Origin of the sequence: Klebsiella sp. JN_Kp121, assembly GCF_040062145.1 — a bacterium.
In the GTDB taxonomy this organism is placed as follows: Bacteria; Pseudomonadota; Gammaproteobacteria; order Enterobacterales; family Enterobacteriaceae; genus Klebsiella; species Klebsiella aerogenes.
Window position 1 is genome coordinate 68,629 of record NZ_JBEAHX010000005.1, and the last position, 16,700, is coordinate 85,328.

The following is a 16,700-nucleotide window of genomic DNA, read 5'->3' on the forward strand; positions in this document are numbered from 1 at the left end:
TGCAGATTTGCGGCGAGCATCACTCTTTGCCGTTATTTCGCCTGTACAGTGCTGGCCGGAGGCGGGGACTGGTAATCATCAATTTGATGCGCAACCACCAACAGCACAGCCGAAACGCCAAAAACAACCCAGCCAATAAGTTCTACAATGCGGGTAAAAACAGTCGTCATAATTCTAAAGCGGAAAGTTAAAATGGATTGAAATGTTACTAAACCGCGGAAACAACGCAAGTATTACCGCCCGTAGATTGCGCAACTGGCGCAAAGATAAACAGCGTGCACGGATAAGCGGAAGATTGCGGTTTATAGTTGAAGTCATGGTTGCGTACGAGGATGAGGTCATGAGTGATGCTATACGGGTAGGGCTGATAGGCTATGGTTATGCAAGCAAGACATTTCACGCGCCATTGATTTCCGGTACGCCGGGCATGGCCCTGACGACCGTGGTCAGTAGCGATGCGCAGAAAGTGCTGGCGGACTGGCCGGCGACCCAGGTGGTGACTTCCGCGAATTCGCTATACGCTGACCCTGATATCGATCTGATTGTTATTCCAACTCCCAACGATACTCATTTCCCGCTGGCGCGAGCGGCGCTGGAGGCGGGCAAACATGTCATTGTTGACAAACCTTTTACCGTGACACTGTCACAGGCGCGTGAGTTGGATGCTATCGCCAGAAGCCGCGGGCGGCTGTTATCGGTGTTCCATAATCGCCGTTGGGATAGCGATTTTCTCACGCTGAAGGCTTTGATTGCCGCAGGGGATTTGGGGGAGGTCAGTTATTTTGAATCACATTTCGATCGTTTTCGCCCGCAGGTTCGTGACCGCTGGCGTGAGCAGGGCGGCCCTGGCAGCGGTATCTGGTATGACTTAGGCCCCCATCTGCTGGATCAGGCGGTCAACCTGTTTGGCCTACCGGTAAGTATTGCCGTCGATCTGGCGCAGCAGCGCCCCGGTGCGCAGGCGACGGATTATTTTCACGCGGTGTTAGTTTATCCGCAACGGAGAGTGATTTTGCACAGTACGCTGCTGGCGGCGGCGGAAACGGCGCGTTATATCGTCCATGGTTCACGAGGAAGCTATGTAAAATATGGTCTCGATCCGCAGGAAGAGCGCTTGAAAAGCGGCGAGCGACTGCCGCAGGAGGATTGGGGCTACGATATGCGCGACGGCATATTGACCCGCGTTGAAGGCGAGGAGCGCGTCGAGGAAACCTGGCTGACGCTGCCCGGGAACTATCCCGCTTATTATGCGGCGATCCGCGATGCGCTCAACGGCAGCGGGGAAAATCCGGTACCTGCAAGCCAGGCGATTCAGATTATGGAGCTGATTGAATTAGGGATTGAATCGGCACGGCACCGGGCGGCGCTGTGCCTGTTTTAACAGCATGCTCCGCCTGCGCGGCGGAGCTTTGGCTTAATTAGCCTGCAGCACGCGTTGGATCAGCGCCTCTTTTTCCTGACGGCTGAGGAATGTCAGTTCCAGACCGTTAATTTGCGCCTGACGGATCTGCTCACGGCTGAGGCCCGCCGCCGGTGCGGCGACATTGTACTCGTGAATAATATCCACCCCCTGTACCGCCGGATCATCGGTGTTAATGCAGGCCAGCACGCCGTGATCGAGGAAGGTCTTCAGCGGGTGCTGCGCCAGTGAGGAGACGGTACTGGTCTGGATGTTCGACGTCAGGCAGGATTCAATGCCAATACGTTCAGCGGCGAGGAAGTCCATTAACTTCGGATCCTGCACGGCTTTCACCCCGTGACCGATGCGTTCGGCGCCCAGTTCACGAATGGCCTGCCAGATACTTTCCGGCCCGGCGGCTTCACCAGCGTGGACGGTGATACGCCAACCCGCGTCACGCGCGCGACGGAAATGATCCATAAACAGCCCGCCGGGGAATCCCAGCTCGTCGCCCGCCAGATCCAGCGCGGTGATCCCATCGCGATGGGCCAGCAGGGCGTCGAGTTCCTCTTCACAGGCCGCTTCGCCGAAGGTGCGGCTCATGATGCCAATCAGACGCGCTTCGACGCCGAAATCACGGCAGCCCTCGCGTACCCCGGCAATCACCGCTTCGACGACGCCAGCGACCGGTAATTGATGGGTCATCGCCATATAACGCGGAGAAAAACGCAGTTCAACGTAGTGCAGGCCGTTGCGCGCGGCGTCTTCAACGTTTTCCCAGGCCACACGGCGGCAGGCTTCCAGAGAAGCCAGCACCTTCACGCCCCAATCAAGTTTCGCCAGGAAGCTAACCAGGTCTGGTTCATTGCTGGTAACCTGCACATGCGGACGCAGCGTTTCAAGGGTGTCTGCCGGGAGAGTAATATTGAACTGGCGGCCAAGATCGAGAATGGTTTGGGCACGGATGTTGCCGTCAAGATGGCGGTGAATGTCTGTTAAAGGCAAAGTTGAATCAATCATGGTCGCACTCATTTTTTAGTTGAAGTGCACGATATTATACATCAGTAGCGTAACCGTTTAAAAGTACGGAAAAAATCCTATGGATACAGGGAGATGGCTGGTGCAAAGTCTGTTTTTGTGCAAATAGAAAGCCATTTCCCTTTTTTGTTGCGCAAATTGAGGTGTTGAGCGGCCCCAAGCGTAAACTAACTTCCGGGCCGTCTGAATATCTGGATGAGCGTTTAATAATTTCTGCGATTAAAAGGGGAGAATCATATTTTCCATATGCAATAACGTATTGTCTTTTGACCAGTAGTGTCGCGTTTTTTCATTGAGATCAACCACCCACTTGAATACCCCGGCATTTGCCAGTTCGGCGCAATAGTTATCAAAAGTGGTAATACCGCTAAAGTGGCGCCGGGCGGCATCTCGGGTGAGCGCTCTGCAGGACTGGGAATTAACCCGCAACAACTTTCTGTTGCTTTTCAGGGAAACGAAAGTATCTGATGACATAACAAAATTCACATTCCCTGTAGCGACAAAATAGATGTAATAAGAGACATTGTTCTCCAGAAGTACTTCAGTAAATGAAATAAAATCCGCATCAGTGCGTACTCGCTCAAAAATGGTTCTGAGCAAATCCAGAAGCTCCATGATTTTCCTTGTGGGTCGTGTGTGCGTGCGAAACGGCTTCCTATACAGCTGATGTATACGAAACGTTCACTTATCTATTTATTATAATGCTAATAATATAATCTTAATTTTAATGTGTGTAATGGTATTGGAACAGTGTTTCAAGTGTTACAAGGTATTGCTTTAGCGCAAGAAATCAGCAGTTCCACTGGCGGGTGAGTATAAGCAGCGTGGCGACTTATCAATAGCGTTTCGCTATTAGTCATAGTGAATCAGTATTTAATCTTAGAAAGATACTTTTATATAGTGTCCCGGACTGACATTCCTGTCATCGTTAGCAGGCTATATTAAAAGGACGCCGGGAAAATGGCTTTTTCACTTAAAGGTTTAACTCATTCATTGGCCCTCGTTAGCGCGTTGCTGCTAGCGGGCTGTGGGCCAAAAGATCAGGATCCTAATCATATTAAGGTGGGGATTAGCGCGGGTATCGATCAGCAAGTCTGGGCGGTGGTGCAAAAAGTCGCTAAACAGAAATATAACCTTGATGTTGAAGTGGTGACTTTTAATGATTTCGTTCTGCCCAATGAGGCGCTGAATAATGGCGATCTCGATATCAATGCTTTCCAGCATAAACCCTATCTTGATAAACAGATCCAGGAGCGCGGCTATAAGCTGGTAGATGTCGGTACTACTTTTGTCTATCCGATTGCCGCTTATTCAAAGAAAATCACCGCTATTTCACAGCTTCCGGACGGCGCCCAGGTAGCGGTGCCTAATGACCCAACCAACCTTGGGCGTTCTCTGTTATTGCTGGAGCAGCAGGGGCTTATCACTCTGAAAGAGGGGGTTGGCCTGCTGCCAACCGCGCTGGATATCGTGAATAACCCGAAGAAGCTGAAAATCGTCGAGATTGAAGCACCGCAGCTGACCCGTGCGCTGGATGATAAACAGGTGACCATGGCTATCATAAATACCACGTTCTCCAGCCAGATTGGCCTGTCGCCGACGCGCAATGGTCTGTTCATCGAGGATAAAAATTCGCCGTACGTCAATATTTTCGCCAGCCGCGAAGATAATAAAGACAGCGAAAAAGTGAAGAATCTGGTGAAAGCCTACCAGACCGACGAAGTCGCCAACGCCGCCGCCGAATTGTATAAAGGCGATGCGGTGAAAGGCTGGTAGTTATTCTTCCTTCCCCGTCAGGTGCTGCACATCCAGCACCTGAGTTAATACGCGCCGCGCATTCGCGGCGCAGTCAATGTCATCCGGCTTCTGTTGTATCTCATGGATAACGTTGACCAGTTGCGCTTTACTGTGCGCGAGTTTCTGTTCCAGCTTTTCGATATCCGCCACTTTTTGTTGCAGGGTGGCGAGTAGCGTTTGTCGATCCCAGTGATTGAGGTCTGACGGCAATAGGGATGATATCTCTTCGAGGCTGAAACCCGCTGCCTGAGCGGTGGTAATTAGCCCCAGCACCACCAGCGTTTCTTCCGGATAGCTGCGATAGCCATTGGCTTTACGCTGCACGGTTTTGAGGATCCCCGCGCGCTCGTAATAACGGATCCGCGAAGGCGCCAGGCCGCTGCGTTTTGCCAGTGTACCGATATTCATTTTTATTCCTCATAAGTTGCTTGACCTTAAACTTAACTTTAAGGTTATGGTTTGTCCAGTTCACTGACTGGAGCCCTGACATGACCCTTTTTACCCCTCTGCGACTGGCCTCTGGCGTCGTCATTAACAACCGCATCGCTAAAGCGGCGATGGAAGAAAATATGGCCGATGCCGATCATGCGCCGTCAACGGAATTACTCACCCTTTATCAGGCCTGGGCGCAGGGCGGCGCCGGGGTGATTATTACCGGTAATGTGATGGTGGACGCCCGGGGGATGACCGGCCCGGCAGGCGTGGTGCTGGAAGATGAACGGCATCTGGATAAGTTCCTCGCCTGGTCGCAGGCGGCGCGCTCGAAGGGCGCACAGGTGTGGATGCAGATAAACCATCCTGGACGGCAGATGCCTGGTGGCCTTGGGCAGGAGACGCTGGCCCCTTCGGCGCTGGCGCTGGATCTTGGCTCGCAGTCTTCACGCTTTCGCCTGCCGCGGGCGATGGATGATAAAGATATAGCCGACGTGACACGACGGTTCATCACCACTTCCCGGTTAGCGGAGCGCGCCGGATTTCACGGCGTCGAAATCCATGCCGCCCACGGCTATTTGCTGAGCCAGTTCCTCTCGCCGCTCAGTAACCAGCGCACCGATCGGTATGGCGGGAGCATTGAAAATCGCGCCCGTTTACTGCTGGATATTGTGCGCGGCGTTCGCGAGACGGTGGCGGCGGATTTTACCGTGGTGGTTAAACTCAATTCAGCGGATTTCCAGCGCGGCGGCTTTTCGATTAACGATGCGAAGACGGTGGTGCAGCTGCTGGCGGAAAGCGGCGTCGATCTGGTCGAACTTTCCGGCGGCAGCTACGAAGCGCCGGCGATGATGGGCGCCATGCGCGATGAACGGACGCTGGCGCGGGAAGCCTATTTCCTGCAGTTTGCCGAGCAAATTGCCGAGGTCGCGACGATTCCTTTAATGGTTACCGGCGGCGTGCGGCGGCGTGAAGTGGCGGAGAGGGTAGTGAATAGCGGGATTGCGTTGGTGGGCATCGCTACGGCAATGGCGATAGTCCCCGGCTTGCCGCAGTACTGGCGTGAGGGGGAGTACGATGCGCCACTGCTGCGTCAGGGTAACTGGAAGAACAAGGCTATTGCCGCCACCGCGCATATGGCGGCGGTGAAATATCAGCTGCAGCGGCTAAGCCGCCACCGCGCGGTGCGGCCGCAGGTCTCACCGCTGTGGGCGCTGCTGACGGCGCAACTGACAGCAAAACGGCAGGCTAAACGTTATCGGCGCTGGATGGCGGGCAAGTAATGACAGCCGGTAGCGCGCTACCGGCCCTTCTCGTCACTTTTGAATCAGATAGCGGATCGTCGGCCCATCCTGCTGAATATCCAGCACGGTATAGCCGTGATTTTTAGCATCGTGCGGGATGTTGTTGATTGACTGCGGACAGTCGCTCACCACTTCAAGTATTTCCCCTTTTTTTAGTGCCGGCATCGCTTCAAGCGTGGCCACGGCCGGGTAGGGGCAAGGTTCACCAACCATATCGAGGCGGTAATCAGGAACGATCTCTTTCATGCGGTTTCCTTAATACGGGTCGCCGAAGTGTTTTTCTGGCGAAAGAAGTGTTTTTCCCAGGCGATGACCAACATCAGCGCGATAAATAGCAGCAGGTAGGTGATAAGCAGGCCGCCGAACGGACCAAAAGTCGTCAGCAGGTTAATCTTATCCCAGTGGGTGGCAAGCGCCGGCGATAAATCATCCCAGAAGTAAGCCAGCAGGGTGGAGCCGATAACGTTGCCTAACCCGACCCACCAATAATGAACCTGACCTTCAACGGCGCGATACATCCAGCCGGTTTCACAGCCACCGGCCAGCACGATGCCGAAACCGAACAGCAGGCCGCCAATCACCGCGTTCGGCCCGGCCCACATGATTTTGGGCTCCATGCCGAGCTGCACATAGCTAAAGATACCGATGGCGCTGGCCGCCATCCCGAAGATGATCGCTTTCGCCATATAGGTGCGCCCGGTCACCCACATATCGCGAAAGGCGGAGGTGAAACAGATTTGTGCCCGTTCGATGAGCAGGCCAAAAGCAACGCCGAACAGCAGGGCCAGACCCAATTTAGGCTGATTGGCGGCGGTCAGTAGCCCCCAACCGATCATAGCGAAAAATACCAGCATTCCCAGCCGAAAGCGGCGACGCGCCTGCGCGGGTTTTTGAGTTAACGGTGAGGCTGCGGAGACTTTCTCAATTTTAACCGGGATACGGAAAACAGGCAGCAGCGTAAAGCGCGCGCCGAACCAGGTCCCAATGGCGGTGGCGATGGCGAAGAACCATGCGTGCAGGGAAAACTGCGGGATCCCGGTAAAGAAGGCCGCCAGATTACAGCCCATTGCCAGCCGGGCGCCGAAGCCGGCAATAATCCCGCCGGCCAGGGCCTGGAAAATGCGGATGCGGCTACGCGGCATCCGCAGCTTGACGTTATTAGCCCACAGCGCGGCGGCCAGGCAGCCGCCAAACATGCCAAGGATCATCATACCGTCAATACGCGTTAACGGCGTGCCTTCGAGATGGATTAATTGATAGTAACCCCAGTTTTCGGCCGGGATGCCCATCAACTGCAGCAGTTGGCCGCCCCAGCGGGTAAATTCGCCGGTGACTGCCCAGAAAGTACCGGTAATGCCAAAATAGTAAGTAGAAAGAATACCGGCGGCGATCACCGCGGGCGCAGGCGCCCAAAATTTGATTAACCAGGCTTGTTTGAATTGTTGCCATGTCATAGAAATGCCTCTGAACTCAGAAGGTAATTCGCCCCGAAAGGGCGTGAAGAGCCGCGATAATACGCCGCTTAGCTTTCAGAATCACTCGACGAGATCAAAAGCGGGAAGAATGCCTCATGAAAAAGGCCGCCAGTCAGGGCGGCCTTAAATCAACAACGCCGGAATTAATTAAAGCCCAGGCGAATAAGATTCAATGGGCAATACAATTCATGGCTACCGTCTAATTCTACACAGTCACTGCGGCGCAGCTGCTCGCTGTTTTTATTGGCGCCATGAATAGCCTTAATCACTCCCGTCGCGCCGCTGTCGGCCACCATGACCCGGCTGCCGGCATCAATAGCATTACGGTTACGATCGTAGGTTTTCATCATTTCCTCCTCTGCATTGTCATTCGGACGTGATTGTTCAGCGTTGTTTTAATACTCCTCCGTGGTTAAAAAAGTTTTGAGATATATCAAAATTATTTTAATTCCGGGCGCAATGACGACAGCGCGGCAATCAATCCTTGAATCCCTTTCTCAAGCTTCTCCCGCGGACAGCCGGCATTTAGCCTGATGAAACCATTACCCTCTTCGCCATAGGTATAACCCGGCATAATCGCGACTTTTTGCTCTTCAATTAGCGCGCGTTGCAGCGCACGGTCGTCGATTTCGAGCGGGCGCAGATCGATCCACGCCAGATAGGTGGCCTGCGGCGGCTGCCAGTTTAGCTGCGGGAAGGCCTGATTCAGCTGCTCGGCGATATAGCGCATGTTTTCCTGCAGGTAATCACGTAGCGCATCCAGCCAGGGCGCCCCCTGACGATAGGCGGCGATATGCGCGACCAGCGCCGGAACCGACGGAGAAGAGAGACCATCGCGACCTTTCAGCGCTTGCAGATAGCCATTGCGCGAAGCAGTATCGGCGATGAGCCCATAGGCGCCGGTAAATGCCGGGATATTGAAGCTTTTTGAGCCCGACGTGAACAGCGCCCAGGGGCCCTGCGCAACGGCGCACCAGGGGGTATGACGGTGTTCGCCCCAGGTCATATCCATATGAATTTCATCGCTAATAACCCGGACGTTATGCTTCGCGCACAGCTGCGCCATGGTGGTCAGTTCGTCGCGGCTCCAGACTTTGCCCGTCGGGTTATGCGGGCTGCATAGCAGCAAAATGCGGTTGTCGGGACGGGCGAGCGCGGCTTCCAGTTCGTTCATGTCGCAGCGCCACTCACCCTCATCAAGCTTGAGCGCCACCGGGGCAATGCGGCGCTGGTTGCCGTCGATAGTTTTGTAAAACGCGTCGTAAGCCGGGGTATGGACCACGATACCGTCGCCCGGATTGGACCATTGCCTAATCATTTCGGCCACCATATAGATAACCGACGGGCCGTAAACGATGGCCTCGTGGTCAATGGGGCTATGAAAACGGCTGGCGAACCAGTGGCTGATGGCGCCGAGAAACTCGTCATTTTTCCAGCGGCTATAGCCAAAAACGCCGTGCGCCAGTCGCTGGCTGACGGCGTCGATAATGCAAGGGGCGGTAGCGAAATCCATATCGGAGATAGTGAACGGCAGCAGGTCGGCGGCGCCGAAACGGTCGGCAACATAATCCCATTGGGTGCACCAGGTCCCGTGGCGGTCAACTGGCGTGGCAAAATCAAACATCTGAACGTCCTTCGCGAGAGCCCCCTCCGGGTGAGAGGGGGCGTATGTTTAGGCCTGAACGGTATTCATCAGGGTGGCCATTTCATCTTTTACCGACTGAACCTGTGGGCCGATGACCACCTGCAGGTTGTGATCGTTAAGCTGGACCACGCCGATTGCGCGGTTGGCTTTTAACGCGGCGGTATCGACTTTGCTCATGTCGTTCACCGACAGGCGCAGGCGGGTAATACAGTTATCGAGCGTGACAATATTATCAGCACCGCCGAGCGCGGCCAGAATCGCCGGCACGTTATAACCTGATTTGCCAATCGTTCCGGCAACCGCTTTTTCGATGTTAGCCGCCGTTTCGATATCGCGGCCCGGCGTTTTCAGATTGAAGCGGGTGATGGCGAAACGGAAGATACCGTAGTACACCGCGAACCAGATGGCGGCGACAACCGGCACCATATACCACTTGGTCGCCAGACCGTGCAGGATGCCAAACACCACGAAGTCGATAATGTTGCCGTCGGTGTTGCCGATGGTGACGCCAAGTACCGCCATGATTGTGAAACCAAGGCCGGTCAGCAGGGCGTGGATGACGTACAGTACCGGCGCGACGAACAGGAACAGGAATTCCAATGGCTCAGTGGTACCGCCGACCACGCAGGCAATGACGCCGGAAATGAGCAGCCCTTTAATTTTATGACGGTTTTCCGGACGAGCGCAGTGGTACATCGCCAGCGCCGCGCCGGGCAGGCCGCCGAGGAAGGCGGGCATTTTACCCTGCGACAGGAAGCGGGTCGCGCTTTCAGAGAAGCCGTGCGTCGTCGGGCAACTCAGCTGCGCCTGGAAGATGGTCAGCGCGCCGCTAACGCTGTGGCCGCAAACGTCCATGGTGCCGCCCGCTTCGGTAAAGCGGATCAGCGCCACCAGAATATGATGCAGGCCGAACGGCAGCAGCAGGCGTTCTCCGGTACCGAAGATCATCGGGCCAAAATCGCCGGCGCTATTGATAACGTGGCCCAGTCCGTTGATACCCATCGCGAACACCGGCCATACCAGCGGAATGACCAGCCCGACCAGGCCTAACACCACGGTGGTAACGATCGGCACAAAGCGCGTGCCGCCAAAGAAGGCCAGCGCATCCGGCAGACGGATGTTGTGGAAGCGTTCGTGCAGCATCCAGACGATAATCCCGGCGATCACCGCCCCGAGGATCCCGGTGTCGATCGACTGAATACCGATAATATTCTGGATGTTGTTGGCCTTGAGGATCGCCGCGTCGGTAGTCGGCAGGATGCCTTTCGCCGTCAACCAGAAGTTGACCGCGAGGTTCATTACCGCGTAGCCGACGAAGCCCGCGAAAGCGGCGACGCCTTTGTTTTCACGCGCCAGGCCGAGCGGAATTGCGATACAGAACATGACCGGCAGGAAGCTAAAAGCGAAGGAGCCGACTTTACTCATCCAGACAAAAATCGCCTGCAGCAGCGGCACGTTCAGCCACGGCAGCAGCGTAATCACATCGTGGCTGCTTAACGAGCTGCCGATCCCCAGCATGATCCCGCAAAACGAGAGCAACGCCACGGGCAACATAAAGGTTTTTCCTAACTGCTGGAAAAACTCCCATAAGGTAATTTTTGGTGCTGTTTTCGCCGTCATACACGAATCCTGGTTCTGAAAAGGGTCGATAGGATGTAACGTAGCGGCAAGATAAAACGTTTTACCATTTTTTAGTGCGATAAAAATCACATAATCAAGCGATAATAAGGTTTATAAAGATAACATACTGATAAAACGTTTTATCGAAAGGCAAAGGGAGTCAGCCAGTCGTTATGGCTATCGCAAAAAAGACAACCATCAATGATGTGGCGCTGGCGGCTGGCGTCTCGGTCAGTACGGTATCGCTGGTGCTCAGCGGTAAAGGGCGCATCTCTTCGGCCACCGGCGAGCGCGTCAATCAGGCCATTGAGCAACTCGGGTTTGTGCGTAATCGCCAGGCGGCGTCGCTACGCGGAGGGCAAAGCGGGGTAATTGGCCTTATCGTTAGCGATCTGTCGAAGCCGTTTTATGCCGAGCTAACCGCCGGGTTGACCGATGCGCTGGAATCACAGGGTAAAATGGTATTTCTCACCCAGGGCGGGCATCGCGGTGAGAAAATGCTCCAGCGCTTCGAAACCCTGGTCTCACAGGGCGTGGACGGGGTGATTATCGCTGGCGCTATCGACAAGGGCGGCGAACTGCGCGATCGTGCCGCCGAAGTGGGGATGCCGCTGGTTTTTGCCTCCCGCGCCAGCTATCTGGACGATATTGACCTGATCCGCCCGGATAACATGCAGGCGGCGCAAATGGTAACGGAACATCTGATTCGCCGCGGTCATCAGCGCATCGCCTGGCTTGGCGGACAAAGCGCGTCCTTGACCCGCGCCGAACGGGTGGGCGGCTATTGCGCCACCTTATTGAAATACGGCCTGCCGTTTCATAGTGAATGGGTTGTCGAGTGTGGCTCCAGTCAGCAGCAGGCGGCGGAAGCCATGATCGCGCTGCTGCGGCAAAACCCGACCATCAGCGCGGTACTTTGCTATAACAGCGTCATCGCCACCGGGGCGTGGTTTGGTCTGCTGCGCGCCGGGCGGCAGAGCGGCGAGGGTAGCGTGGAAAGTTATTTTGAGCAACGCATCGCGCTGGCGGCCTTTGCCGAAGTGCCGGAAGCGGCGCTCGATGATGTCCCCTTGACCTGGGTGACTACCCCCGCGCGTGAGATGGGGAACAGCCTGGCGGAGTGTATTTTACGCCGCCTCGAGGAGGGGCAAGGCAGCGCGCGTAATCAGATTATGCCGCCGCGGCTGGTTATCAGAAAGTAGGGGCCGCCATCGATTAAGGTGATTCCCGGGCTACCTGACCGCAGCCCGGGACGTTTTTTACTGCTGCGGTTCGGCGGTGGGGAGCGTCAGGCCGAACATGGCGGCGAAATCAGCCAGCGGCATTTTCTGCCCGTTTAGCGTTACCTGGCCGTCGGCGTACTGCAGGCTGGAGGTAATCGCGTTATCTTCCATCGTGGTCAGACGGAACATCTGTCCCATCGCCGCCAGCCCTTTAACCTGCTGATCGGCAAGTTTCGCCGCATCCTCCGGCTGATAGCCTTCCAGCCCGGCAATCTGCGTCATCAGAGCGGTGGCCATATCCACTGGGATCACCAGCTTACCGTCCAGCGATTTAACGCTGCGGTCCAGTTCATCGGCGACGGTCTGCGGCGCGGCGGTCGTTTGCGCCGGGTCCTGCATCAGCACCGACAGATTCAGGGTGCTTTCGCCTTTAGCGTTTTGCCAGCTCAGCGGGGAAATCGTCAGCGACGGATTACCTTTCAACAGAATCGGCAGCGAGCTAAAGAAGATCTCGGTTAACGCCTGCTGATAGAGCTCCGGATTCTGCGCCAGCTCGGGCTTCGCCATCAGCGCCTGCGCCTGGGCGTTATACTGCTGACTGAATTGATGCCACGCCTGACCATCGAGATTATCCAGCTTAACGGTGAGTTTGCCGCGGCCCATATCCTGGTTTTGCAGTTTCAGGCTGTTAAGGTTGTAATCAAGCTGGCTATTGATACGTTTGCCGTCATCGGAGAGCGTCGAGCGGCCGTCGATATTCATGCCTTCCAGCAGCGCCAGCTCTTTTCCTTCAACGCCGATAGCCAGTTTATCAAGGGAAATCTTCTGCTTGCCGATACGTTCTTCGAAGGCGGTCATTTCGGTGGCGCCGTCAGCCTTCAGGTTGCTGAAACTGAGCTGGACTTTCTGGTTGTATTCGTTGACCGCGTTGATCTGCCCGCTGGCCGCTTCGCCGCTCAGGCTAATAGTTTTGCCATCGCGATCGGCATTGAGCTGGAACTGACCGCCGCTAAAGATAACTTTTTCATTGTCTTTAGCGTAATCCAGCGGGTTAAGGAAGATGGCCGACTGGGTATCGCCGCTGTAGGCAATACGGGTGTCGATGTTAAACGGCGACTGCCCTTTGGCGATATCAAACAGCGCTTTGCTGGCATCGTTATTCACCAGAGTGGTGTTGACCGAGGCCATTGCCGGTACCAGGTTAAAAGATTTTAACGAGGCAAGCGGGAAGGGACCATGATCGACCTTTTCGTCAAACACCAGGCTTTGACCGGCGGCCAACAGGCTGTGCTCTTTACCGGCCTGCGGCTTCACCACCAATTGCAGGTGGCTGCTGAATAACCCGCGCTGGTAGTCCTGATAGCTCAGCTCTACGCCAGCTTCCGGCGCGTTGCTCTGTAGTTGGGCATTCGCCTGCTGCACCATTTCGGCAATACGGTTTTCCAGTTGCTTACCGGTAAACCAGGCCCCGCCTGTCCAGACGACGCCGAGCGCGACGATAACTCCCGCAGCGACCAATGTTTTTTTCATAGCATTTGTCCATAAATGAAACCAGGCGGAACATGCCGCCTGGTGGTGTTGTCATGATGGGGGAAGTCTAGCAACTGCGGATTAAAAGTTCAGTAACTTACTTAAGCTTATTGAACACGCGCGCCAGACGACCCTGGCCGCTGACCTGTACCGGTGATTCGTTGCAGGCGATAAACGCCGATTCACCCGGCTGCAGTGTCAGACGCTGTTCGCCTTTACGCAGCGTTGCTTCGCCTTCCACGCAGAACAGAATCGCGGCGCTCTCTTGCGCCAGAGAGGCTTCATTGCTGGTCAGATCGTGCAACGAGAATGCGAAATCGTCGACCGGAATGGGGAAATCCAGCTCGCTGCCGTGTTGTTCCGGCTGGGTCAGCAGCTCAGAGGCCGGTTTGGCGACAAACTTCACGTTTGCCACCAGTTCCGGAATATCGATGTACTTCGGCGTCAGACCGGCGCGCAGTACGTTATCTGAGTTGGCCATCACTTCCAGCGCGACGCCCTGCAGGTAGGCGTGCGGGGTTTCGGCAAACAGGAACATCGCTTCGCCAGGATTCAGTTTCACCACGTTGAGCAGCAGCGGAGAGAAGAGGCCGCTGTCATCCGGGTAGAATTCAGCGATCAGACGAATGGTCTGCCACGGCTCGCCCTGTTCGCGGTCGAGGGCGCTTTGCAGCACGCTGAGCGCATGCGCTTTTTCTTCGCCTTTCATATTCAGCAGGCTGGCGAACAGCTGGCTTAAACGCCCGGCGTCCGGCTGTTGAATGAATTCGCCGATGGCAGGATGCGCCCCGGCAACCGGCTGCAGGAGCGCGACAATTTCATTAAATTCGCGGAACGCGTTCATGGCGAGGAACGGCGTCAGGGCGAAGACCAGCTCCGGCTTGTGGTTGGGATCTTTATAGTTGCGCTCGGCGGCATCCAGCGGAATACCCGCGGCGTTCTCTTTGGCAAAGCCAATTTCCGACGCGCGTTTATTCGGGTGAACCTGGATGGAGAGCGGCTGGGCGGCGCACAGTACTTTGAACAAGAACGGCAGTTCGCCAAAACGCTCGGCGACGTTAGCGCCGAGGAGGGCATTTTTATCGGCTTCAATGACCTCGCGCAGCGACTGCGGCTGGCCGTCGGCGTTAAGGATCCGCGAGCTGCTTTTCGGGTGTGCGCCCATCCACAGTTCCGCCATCGGCAGGTTGTCCGGATTGGCGATACCGTAAAGGTCGGTTAACGCGGTGTGACTTCCCCATGCATAGTTTTGCACTGAGTTAATGAGCTTTTGCATTCTCAATCCCTGTTTCCACATAAAAATGTTGGCTCTATTAAACCAACAAATCGTCGAGAAGCAACTGCTGAAAGAAAAAGTCGTCCTTGTCTCAGTTTTTGTTAAAAAATTGTGTAAGATTGATCGACTCGCTTTTCTACAGGCAAATGGAGTGTCTGCCTGAAACATAATCAGCCAAGCAGTAAGTGAGAGTACAATGTCGAACAAACCGTTTGTTTATCAGGATCCTTTTCCGCTTAAAAAGGATGACACCGAGTATTATCTCCTCAGCAGTGATTACGTCTCCGTCGCCGAATTCGCCGGCCAGGAAGTTCTGAAGGTTGAACCTCAGGCGCTAACCTTACTGGCTCAACACGCGTTTCACGACGCCTCCTTTATGCTCCGCCCGGCACACCAGCAGCAGGTCGCGGATATCCTCAACGACCCGGAAGCCAGCGAAAACGACAAATACGTCGCGCTGCAATTCCTGCGTAACTCCGATATCGCCGCCAAAGGCATTCTGCCGACCTGTCAGGACACCGGTACCGCGATCATCATGGGGAAAAAGGGACAGCGCGTTTGGACCGGCGGCGGCGATGAAGCCGCGCTGGCGCAGGGCGTGTACAACACCTATATCCAGGACAACCTGCGTTACTCGCAGAACGCGCCGCTGGACATGTATAAAGAGGTCAACACCGGTACCAACCTGCCGGCGCAGATCGATCTTTATGCAACCGATGGCGATGAGTATAAGTTCCTCTGTATCGCCAAGGGCGGCGGCTCCGCGAACAAAACCTATCTGTACCAGGAAACGAAAGCGTTAATCACCCCGGCGAAGCTGAAAAACTACCTCGTCGAGAAGATGCGCACCCTCGGTACCGCAGCCTGTCCGCCTTACCATATCGCCTTTGTTATCGGCGGCACCTCAGCGGAAGCCACGCTGAAGACGGTGAAACTGGCCTCGACCAAATACTACGATGGTCTGCCGACCGAAGGTAACGAACATGGCCAGGCGTTCCGCGATGTGCAGCTGGAGCAAGAGCTGCTGCTGGAAGCGCAGAACCTCGGCCTCGGCGCGCAGTTCGGCGGCAAGTACTTCGCCCACGATATCCGCGTAGTCCGCCTGCCGCGTCACGGCGCTTCCTGTCCGGTGGGGATGGGGGTCTCCTGTTCCGCCGACCGTAACATTAAAGCCAAAATTAACCGTCAGGGGATCTGGCTGGAAAAACTGGAGAGCAACCCAGGCAAATATATCCCTGAGCACCTGCGTCAGGCCGGTGAAGGCGAAGCGGTAAAGGTGAACCTCAATCAGCCGATGAGCGAGATTCTGGCGCTGCTGTCGCAGTATCCGGTGTCGACTCGTCTGTCGCTGAGCGGCACGATCATCGTGGCCCGCGATATTGCCCATGCCAAGCTGAAAGAGCTTATCGATAACGGCGAAGCGCTGCCGCAGTATGTCAAAGATCATCCGATTTACTACGCCGGCCCGGCGAAGACGCCGGATGGTTACGCCTCCGGTTCTCTGGGGCCGACGACCGCTGGCCGCATGGACTCGTATGTCGATCTGCTGCAATCGCACGGGGCGAGTAAAATCATGCTGGCTAAGGGTAACCGTAGCCAGCAGGTGACCGATGCCTGCCATAAACACGGCGGTTTCTATCTCGGTAGTATCGGCGGCCCGGCGGCGGTTCTCGCGCAACAGAGTATCCGCAGCCTTGAGTGCGTGGCTTATCCGGAGCTGGGAATGGAAGCTATCTGGAAAATCGAAGTGGAAGATTTCCCGGCCTTTATCCTCGTTGATGATAAAGGTAACGACTTCTTCCAGCAGATCCAGACGTCGCAGTGCTCGCGCTGCGTGAAGTAAACGAGACCGCCCTTCGGGGCGGTTTTTGTTTGGGCCGCTTAGCGGCACGAACGACCAAAACAACTAATAAATCTGGTTAATACTTAATCCTTTAAGCAGGTGAGCTTTGTCGCTATGA

Annotated in this window: 16 protein-coding genes; 5 read left to right on the top strand and 11 right to left on the bottom strand. The window is 55.4% G+C overall.

Going from position 1 to position 16,700, the window contains the following annotated elements; genetic code table 11:
• Positions 1-32: 32 nt before the first annotated feature.
• Positions 33-170 (bottom strand): division septum protein Blr, encoded by a 138-nt coding sequence (gene blr, locus ABLU86_RS09325; protein ID WP_015366847.1) that lies wholly within the window; start codon positions 168-170, stop codon positions 33-35.
• A gap of 170 nt (positions 171-340) precedes the next feature.
• Between blr and ABLU86_RS09330 the strand changes: the two genes are divergently transcribed.
• A complete protein-coding gene (locus tag ABLU86_RS09330; protein WP_086630997.1) occupies positions 341-1,381 on the top strand; it encodes an oxidoreductase in 1,041 nt (346 codons plus the stop codon).
• 33 nt (positions 1,382-1,414) lie between these two features.
• Here ABLU86_RS09330 and add read toward each other — a convergent pair whose 3' ends face one another.
• The gene (gene add, locus ABLU86_RS09335) at positions 1,415-2,419 is read right to left on the bottom strand and encodes an adenosine deaminase (protein WP_348796096.1); all 1,005 of its coding nucleotides are present in this window, start codon (positions 2,417-2,419) and stop codon (positions 1,415-1,417) included.
• Between the two features lie 237 nt (positions 2,420-2,656).
• The gene (locus ABLU86_RS09340; RefSeq protein WP_015366844.1) at positions 2,657-3,052 is read right to left on the bottom strand and encodes a DUF1398 domain-containing protein; all 396 of its coding nucleotides are present in this window, start codon (positions 3,050-3,052) and stop codon (positions 2,657-2,659) included.
• Between the two features lie 345 nt (positions 3,053-3,397).
• Here ABLU86_RS09340 and metQ point away from each other — a divergent pair, with 345 nt between their 5' ends.
• On the top strand, positions 3,398-4,213 hold the full coding sequence (gene metQ / locus ABLU86_RS09345) for a methionine ABC transporter substrate-binding lipoprotein MetQ (RefSeq protein ID WP_032711533.1): 816 nt from the start codon (positions 3,398-3,400) through the stop codon (positions 4,211-4,213).
• On the opposite strand, the gene ABLU86_RS09350 is transcribed toward metQ, so the two are convergent.
• The gene (locus tag ABLU86_RS09350) at positions 4,214-4,642 is read right to left on the bottom strand and encodes a MerR family transcriptional regulator (RefSeq protein WP_047075600.1); all 429 of its coding nucleotides are present in this window, start codon (positions 4,640-4,642) and stop codon (positions 4,214-4,216) included.
• A gap of 80 nt (positions 4,643-4,722) precedes the next feature.
• Here ABLU86_RS09350 and ABLU86_RS09355 point away from each other — a divergent pair, with 80 nt between their 5' ends.
• Positions 4,723-5,949 (top strand): NADH:flavin oxidoreductase/NADH oxidase family protein, encoded by a 1,227-nt coding sequence (locus tag ABLU86_RS09355; RefSeq protein ID WP_157194880.1) that lies wholly within the window; start codon positions 4,723-4,725, stop codon positions 5,947-5,949.
• 33 nt (positions 5,950-5,982) lie between these two features.
• Here ABLU86_RS09355 and yedF read toward each other — a convergent pair whose 3' ends face one another.
• From yedF to malX, 5 genes are all read right to left on the bottom strand, one after another.
• Positions 5,983-6,216, bottom strand: coding sequence for a sulfurtransferase-like selenium metabolism protein YedF (yedF, locus tag ABLU86_RS09360; RefSeq protein WP_015366840.1), 234 nt, complete (start codon positions 6,214-6,216; stop codon positions 5,983-5,985).
• The gene (yedE, locus tag ABLU86_RS09365; protein WP_015366839.1) at positions 6,213-7,424 is read right to left on the bottom strand and encodes a selenium metabolism membrane protein YedE/FdhT; all 1,212 of its coding nucleotides are present in this window, start codon (positions 7,422-7,424) and stop codon (positions 6,213-6,215) included. Before yedE ends, yedF begins: the two co-directional genes overlap by 4 nt.
• A 164-nt stretch (positions 7,425-7,588) precedes the next feature.
• The gene (gene ydfZ / locus ABLU86_RS09370; protein ID WP_015705242.1) at positions 7,589-7,792 is read right to left on the bottom strand and encodes a putative selenium delivery protein YdfZ; all 204 of its coding nucleotides are present in this window, start codon (positions 7,790-7,792) and stop codon (positions 7,589-7,591) included.
• Positions 7,793-7,884: 92 nt separating this feature from the next.
• Positions 7,885-9,069 carry a MalY/PatB family protein gene (locus tag ABLU86_RS09375; protein WP_020078981.1) on the bottom strand — a complete coding sequence of 395 codons (1,185 nt, stop codon included), beginning with the start codon at positions 9,067-9,069 and terminating at the stop codon, positions 7,885-7,887.
• A gap of 48 nt (positions 9,070-9,117) precedes the next feature.
• Positions 9,118-10,710: a maltose/glucose-specific PTS transporter subunit IIBC gene (gene malX / locus ABLU86_RS09380; protein WP_015705244.1), complete on the bottom strand. Its 1,593-nt coding sequence runs from the start codon at positions 10,708-10,710 to the stop codon at positions 9,118-9,120.
• Positions 10,711-10,883: 173 nt separating this feature from the next.
• Here malX and ABLU86_RS09385 point away from each other — a divergent pair, with 173 nt between their 5' ends.
• The gene (locus tag ABLU86_RS09385; protein WP_015705245.1) at positions 10,884-11,912 is read left to right on the top strand and encodes a Mal regulon transcriptional regulator MalI; all 1,029 of its coding nucleotides are present in this window, start codon (positions 10,884-10,886) and stop codon (positions 11,910-11,912) included.
• 57 nt (positions 11,913-11,969) lie between these two features.
• Here ABLU86_RS09385 and ABLU86_RS09390 read toward each other — a convergent pair whose 3' ends face one another.
• Together ABLU86_RS09390 and manA are read right to left on the bottom strand one after the other, a co-directional pair.
• Positions 11,970-13,463: a YdgA family protein gene (locus ABLU86_RS09390; protein ID WP_045360699.1), complete on the bottom strand. Its 1,494-nt coding sequence runs from the start codon at positions 13,461-13,463 to the stop codon at positions 11,970-11,972.
• 97 nt (positions 13,464-13,560) lie between these two features.
• Positions 13,561-14,739: a mannose-6-phosphate isomerase gene (gene manA / locus ABLU86_RS09395; protein ID WP_045412420.1), complete on the bottom strand. Its 1,179-nt coding sequence runs from the start codon at positions 14,737-14,739 to the stop codon at positions 13,561-13,563.
• Between the two features lie 196 nt (positions 14,740-14,935).
• On the opposite strand from manA, the gene fumA reads away from it, so the two are divergent.
• Positions 14,936-16,582: a class I fumarate hydratase FumA gene (gene fumA / locus ABLU86_RS09400; protein ID WP_015366832.1), complete on the top strand. Its 1,647-nt coding sequence runs from the start codon at positions 14,936-14,938 to the stop codon at positions 16,580-16,582.
• Positions 16,583-16,700: the final 118 nt, after the last annotated feature.

Coding starts and splice junctions, on each gene's coding strand:
- blr (WP_015366847.1), bottom strand. CDS start 170: ATGACGACTGTTTTTACCCGCATTGTAGAACTTATTGGCTGGGTTGTT.
- ABLU86_RS09330 (WP_086630997.1), top strand. CDS start 341: ATGAGTGATGCTATACGGGTAGGGCTGATAGGCTATGGTTATGCAAGC.
- add (WP_348796096.1), bottom strand. CDS start 2,419: ATGATTGATTCAACTTTGCCTTTAACAGACATTCACCGCCATCTTGAC.
- ABLU86_RS09340 (WP_015366844.1), bottom strand. CDS start 3,052: ATGGAGCTTCTGGATTTGCTCAGAACCATTTTTGAGCGAGTACGCACT.
- metQ (WP_032711533.1), top strand. CDS start 3,398: ATGGCTTTTTCACTTAAAGGTTTAACTCATTCATTGGCCCTCGTTAGC.
- ABLU86_RS09350 (WP_047075600.1), bottom strand. CDS start 4,642: ATGAATATCGGTACACTGGCAAAACGCAGCGGCCTGGCGCCTTCGCGG.
- ABLU86_RS09355 (WP_157194880.1), top strand. CDS start 4,723: ATGACCCTTTTTACCCCTCTGCGACTGGCCTCTGGCGTCGTCATTAAC.
- yedF (WP_015366840.1), bottom strand. CDS start 6,216: ATGAAAGAGATCGTTCCTGATTACCGCCTCGATATGGTTGGTGAACCT.
- yedE (WP_015366839.1), bottom strand. CDS start 7,424: ATGACATGGCAACAATTCAAACAAGCCTGGTTAATCAAATTTTGGGCG.
- ydfZ (WP_015705242.1), bottom strand. CDS start 7,792: ATGAAAACCTACGATCGTAACCGTAATGCTATTGATGCCGGCAGCCGG.
- ABLU86_RS09375 (WP_020078981.1), bottom strand. CDS start 9,069: ATGTTTGATTTTGCCACGCCAGTTGACCGCCACGGGACCTGGTGCACC.
- malX (WP_015705244.1), bottom strand. CDS start 10,710: ATGACGGCGAAAACAGCACCAAAAATTACCTTATGGGAGTTTTTCCAG.
- ABLU86_RS09385 (WP_015705245.1), top strand. CDS start 10,884: ATGGCTATCGCAAAAAAGACAACCATCAATGATGTGGCGCTGGCGGCT.
- ABLU86_RS09390 (WP_045360699.1), bottom strand. CDS start 13,463: ATGAAAAAAACATTGGTCGCTGCGGGAGTTATCGTCGCGCTCGGCGTC.
- manA (WP_045412420.1), bottom strand. CDS start 14,739: ATGCAAAAGCTCATTAACTCAGTGCAAAACTATGCATGGGGAAGTCAC.
- fumA (WP_015366832.1), top strand. CDS start 14,936: ATGTCGAACAAACCGTTTGTTTATCAGGATCCTTTTCCGCTTAAAAAG.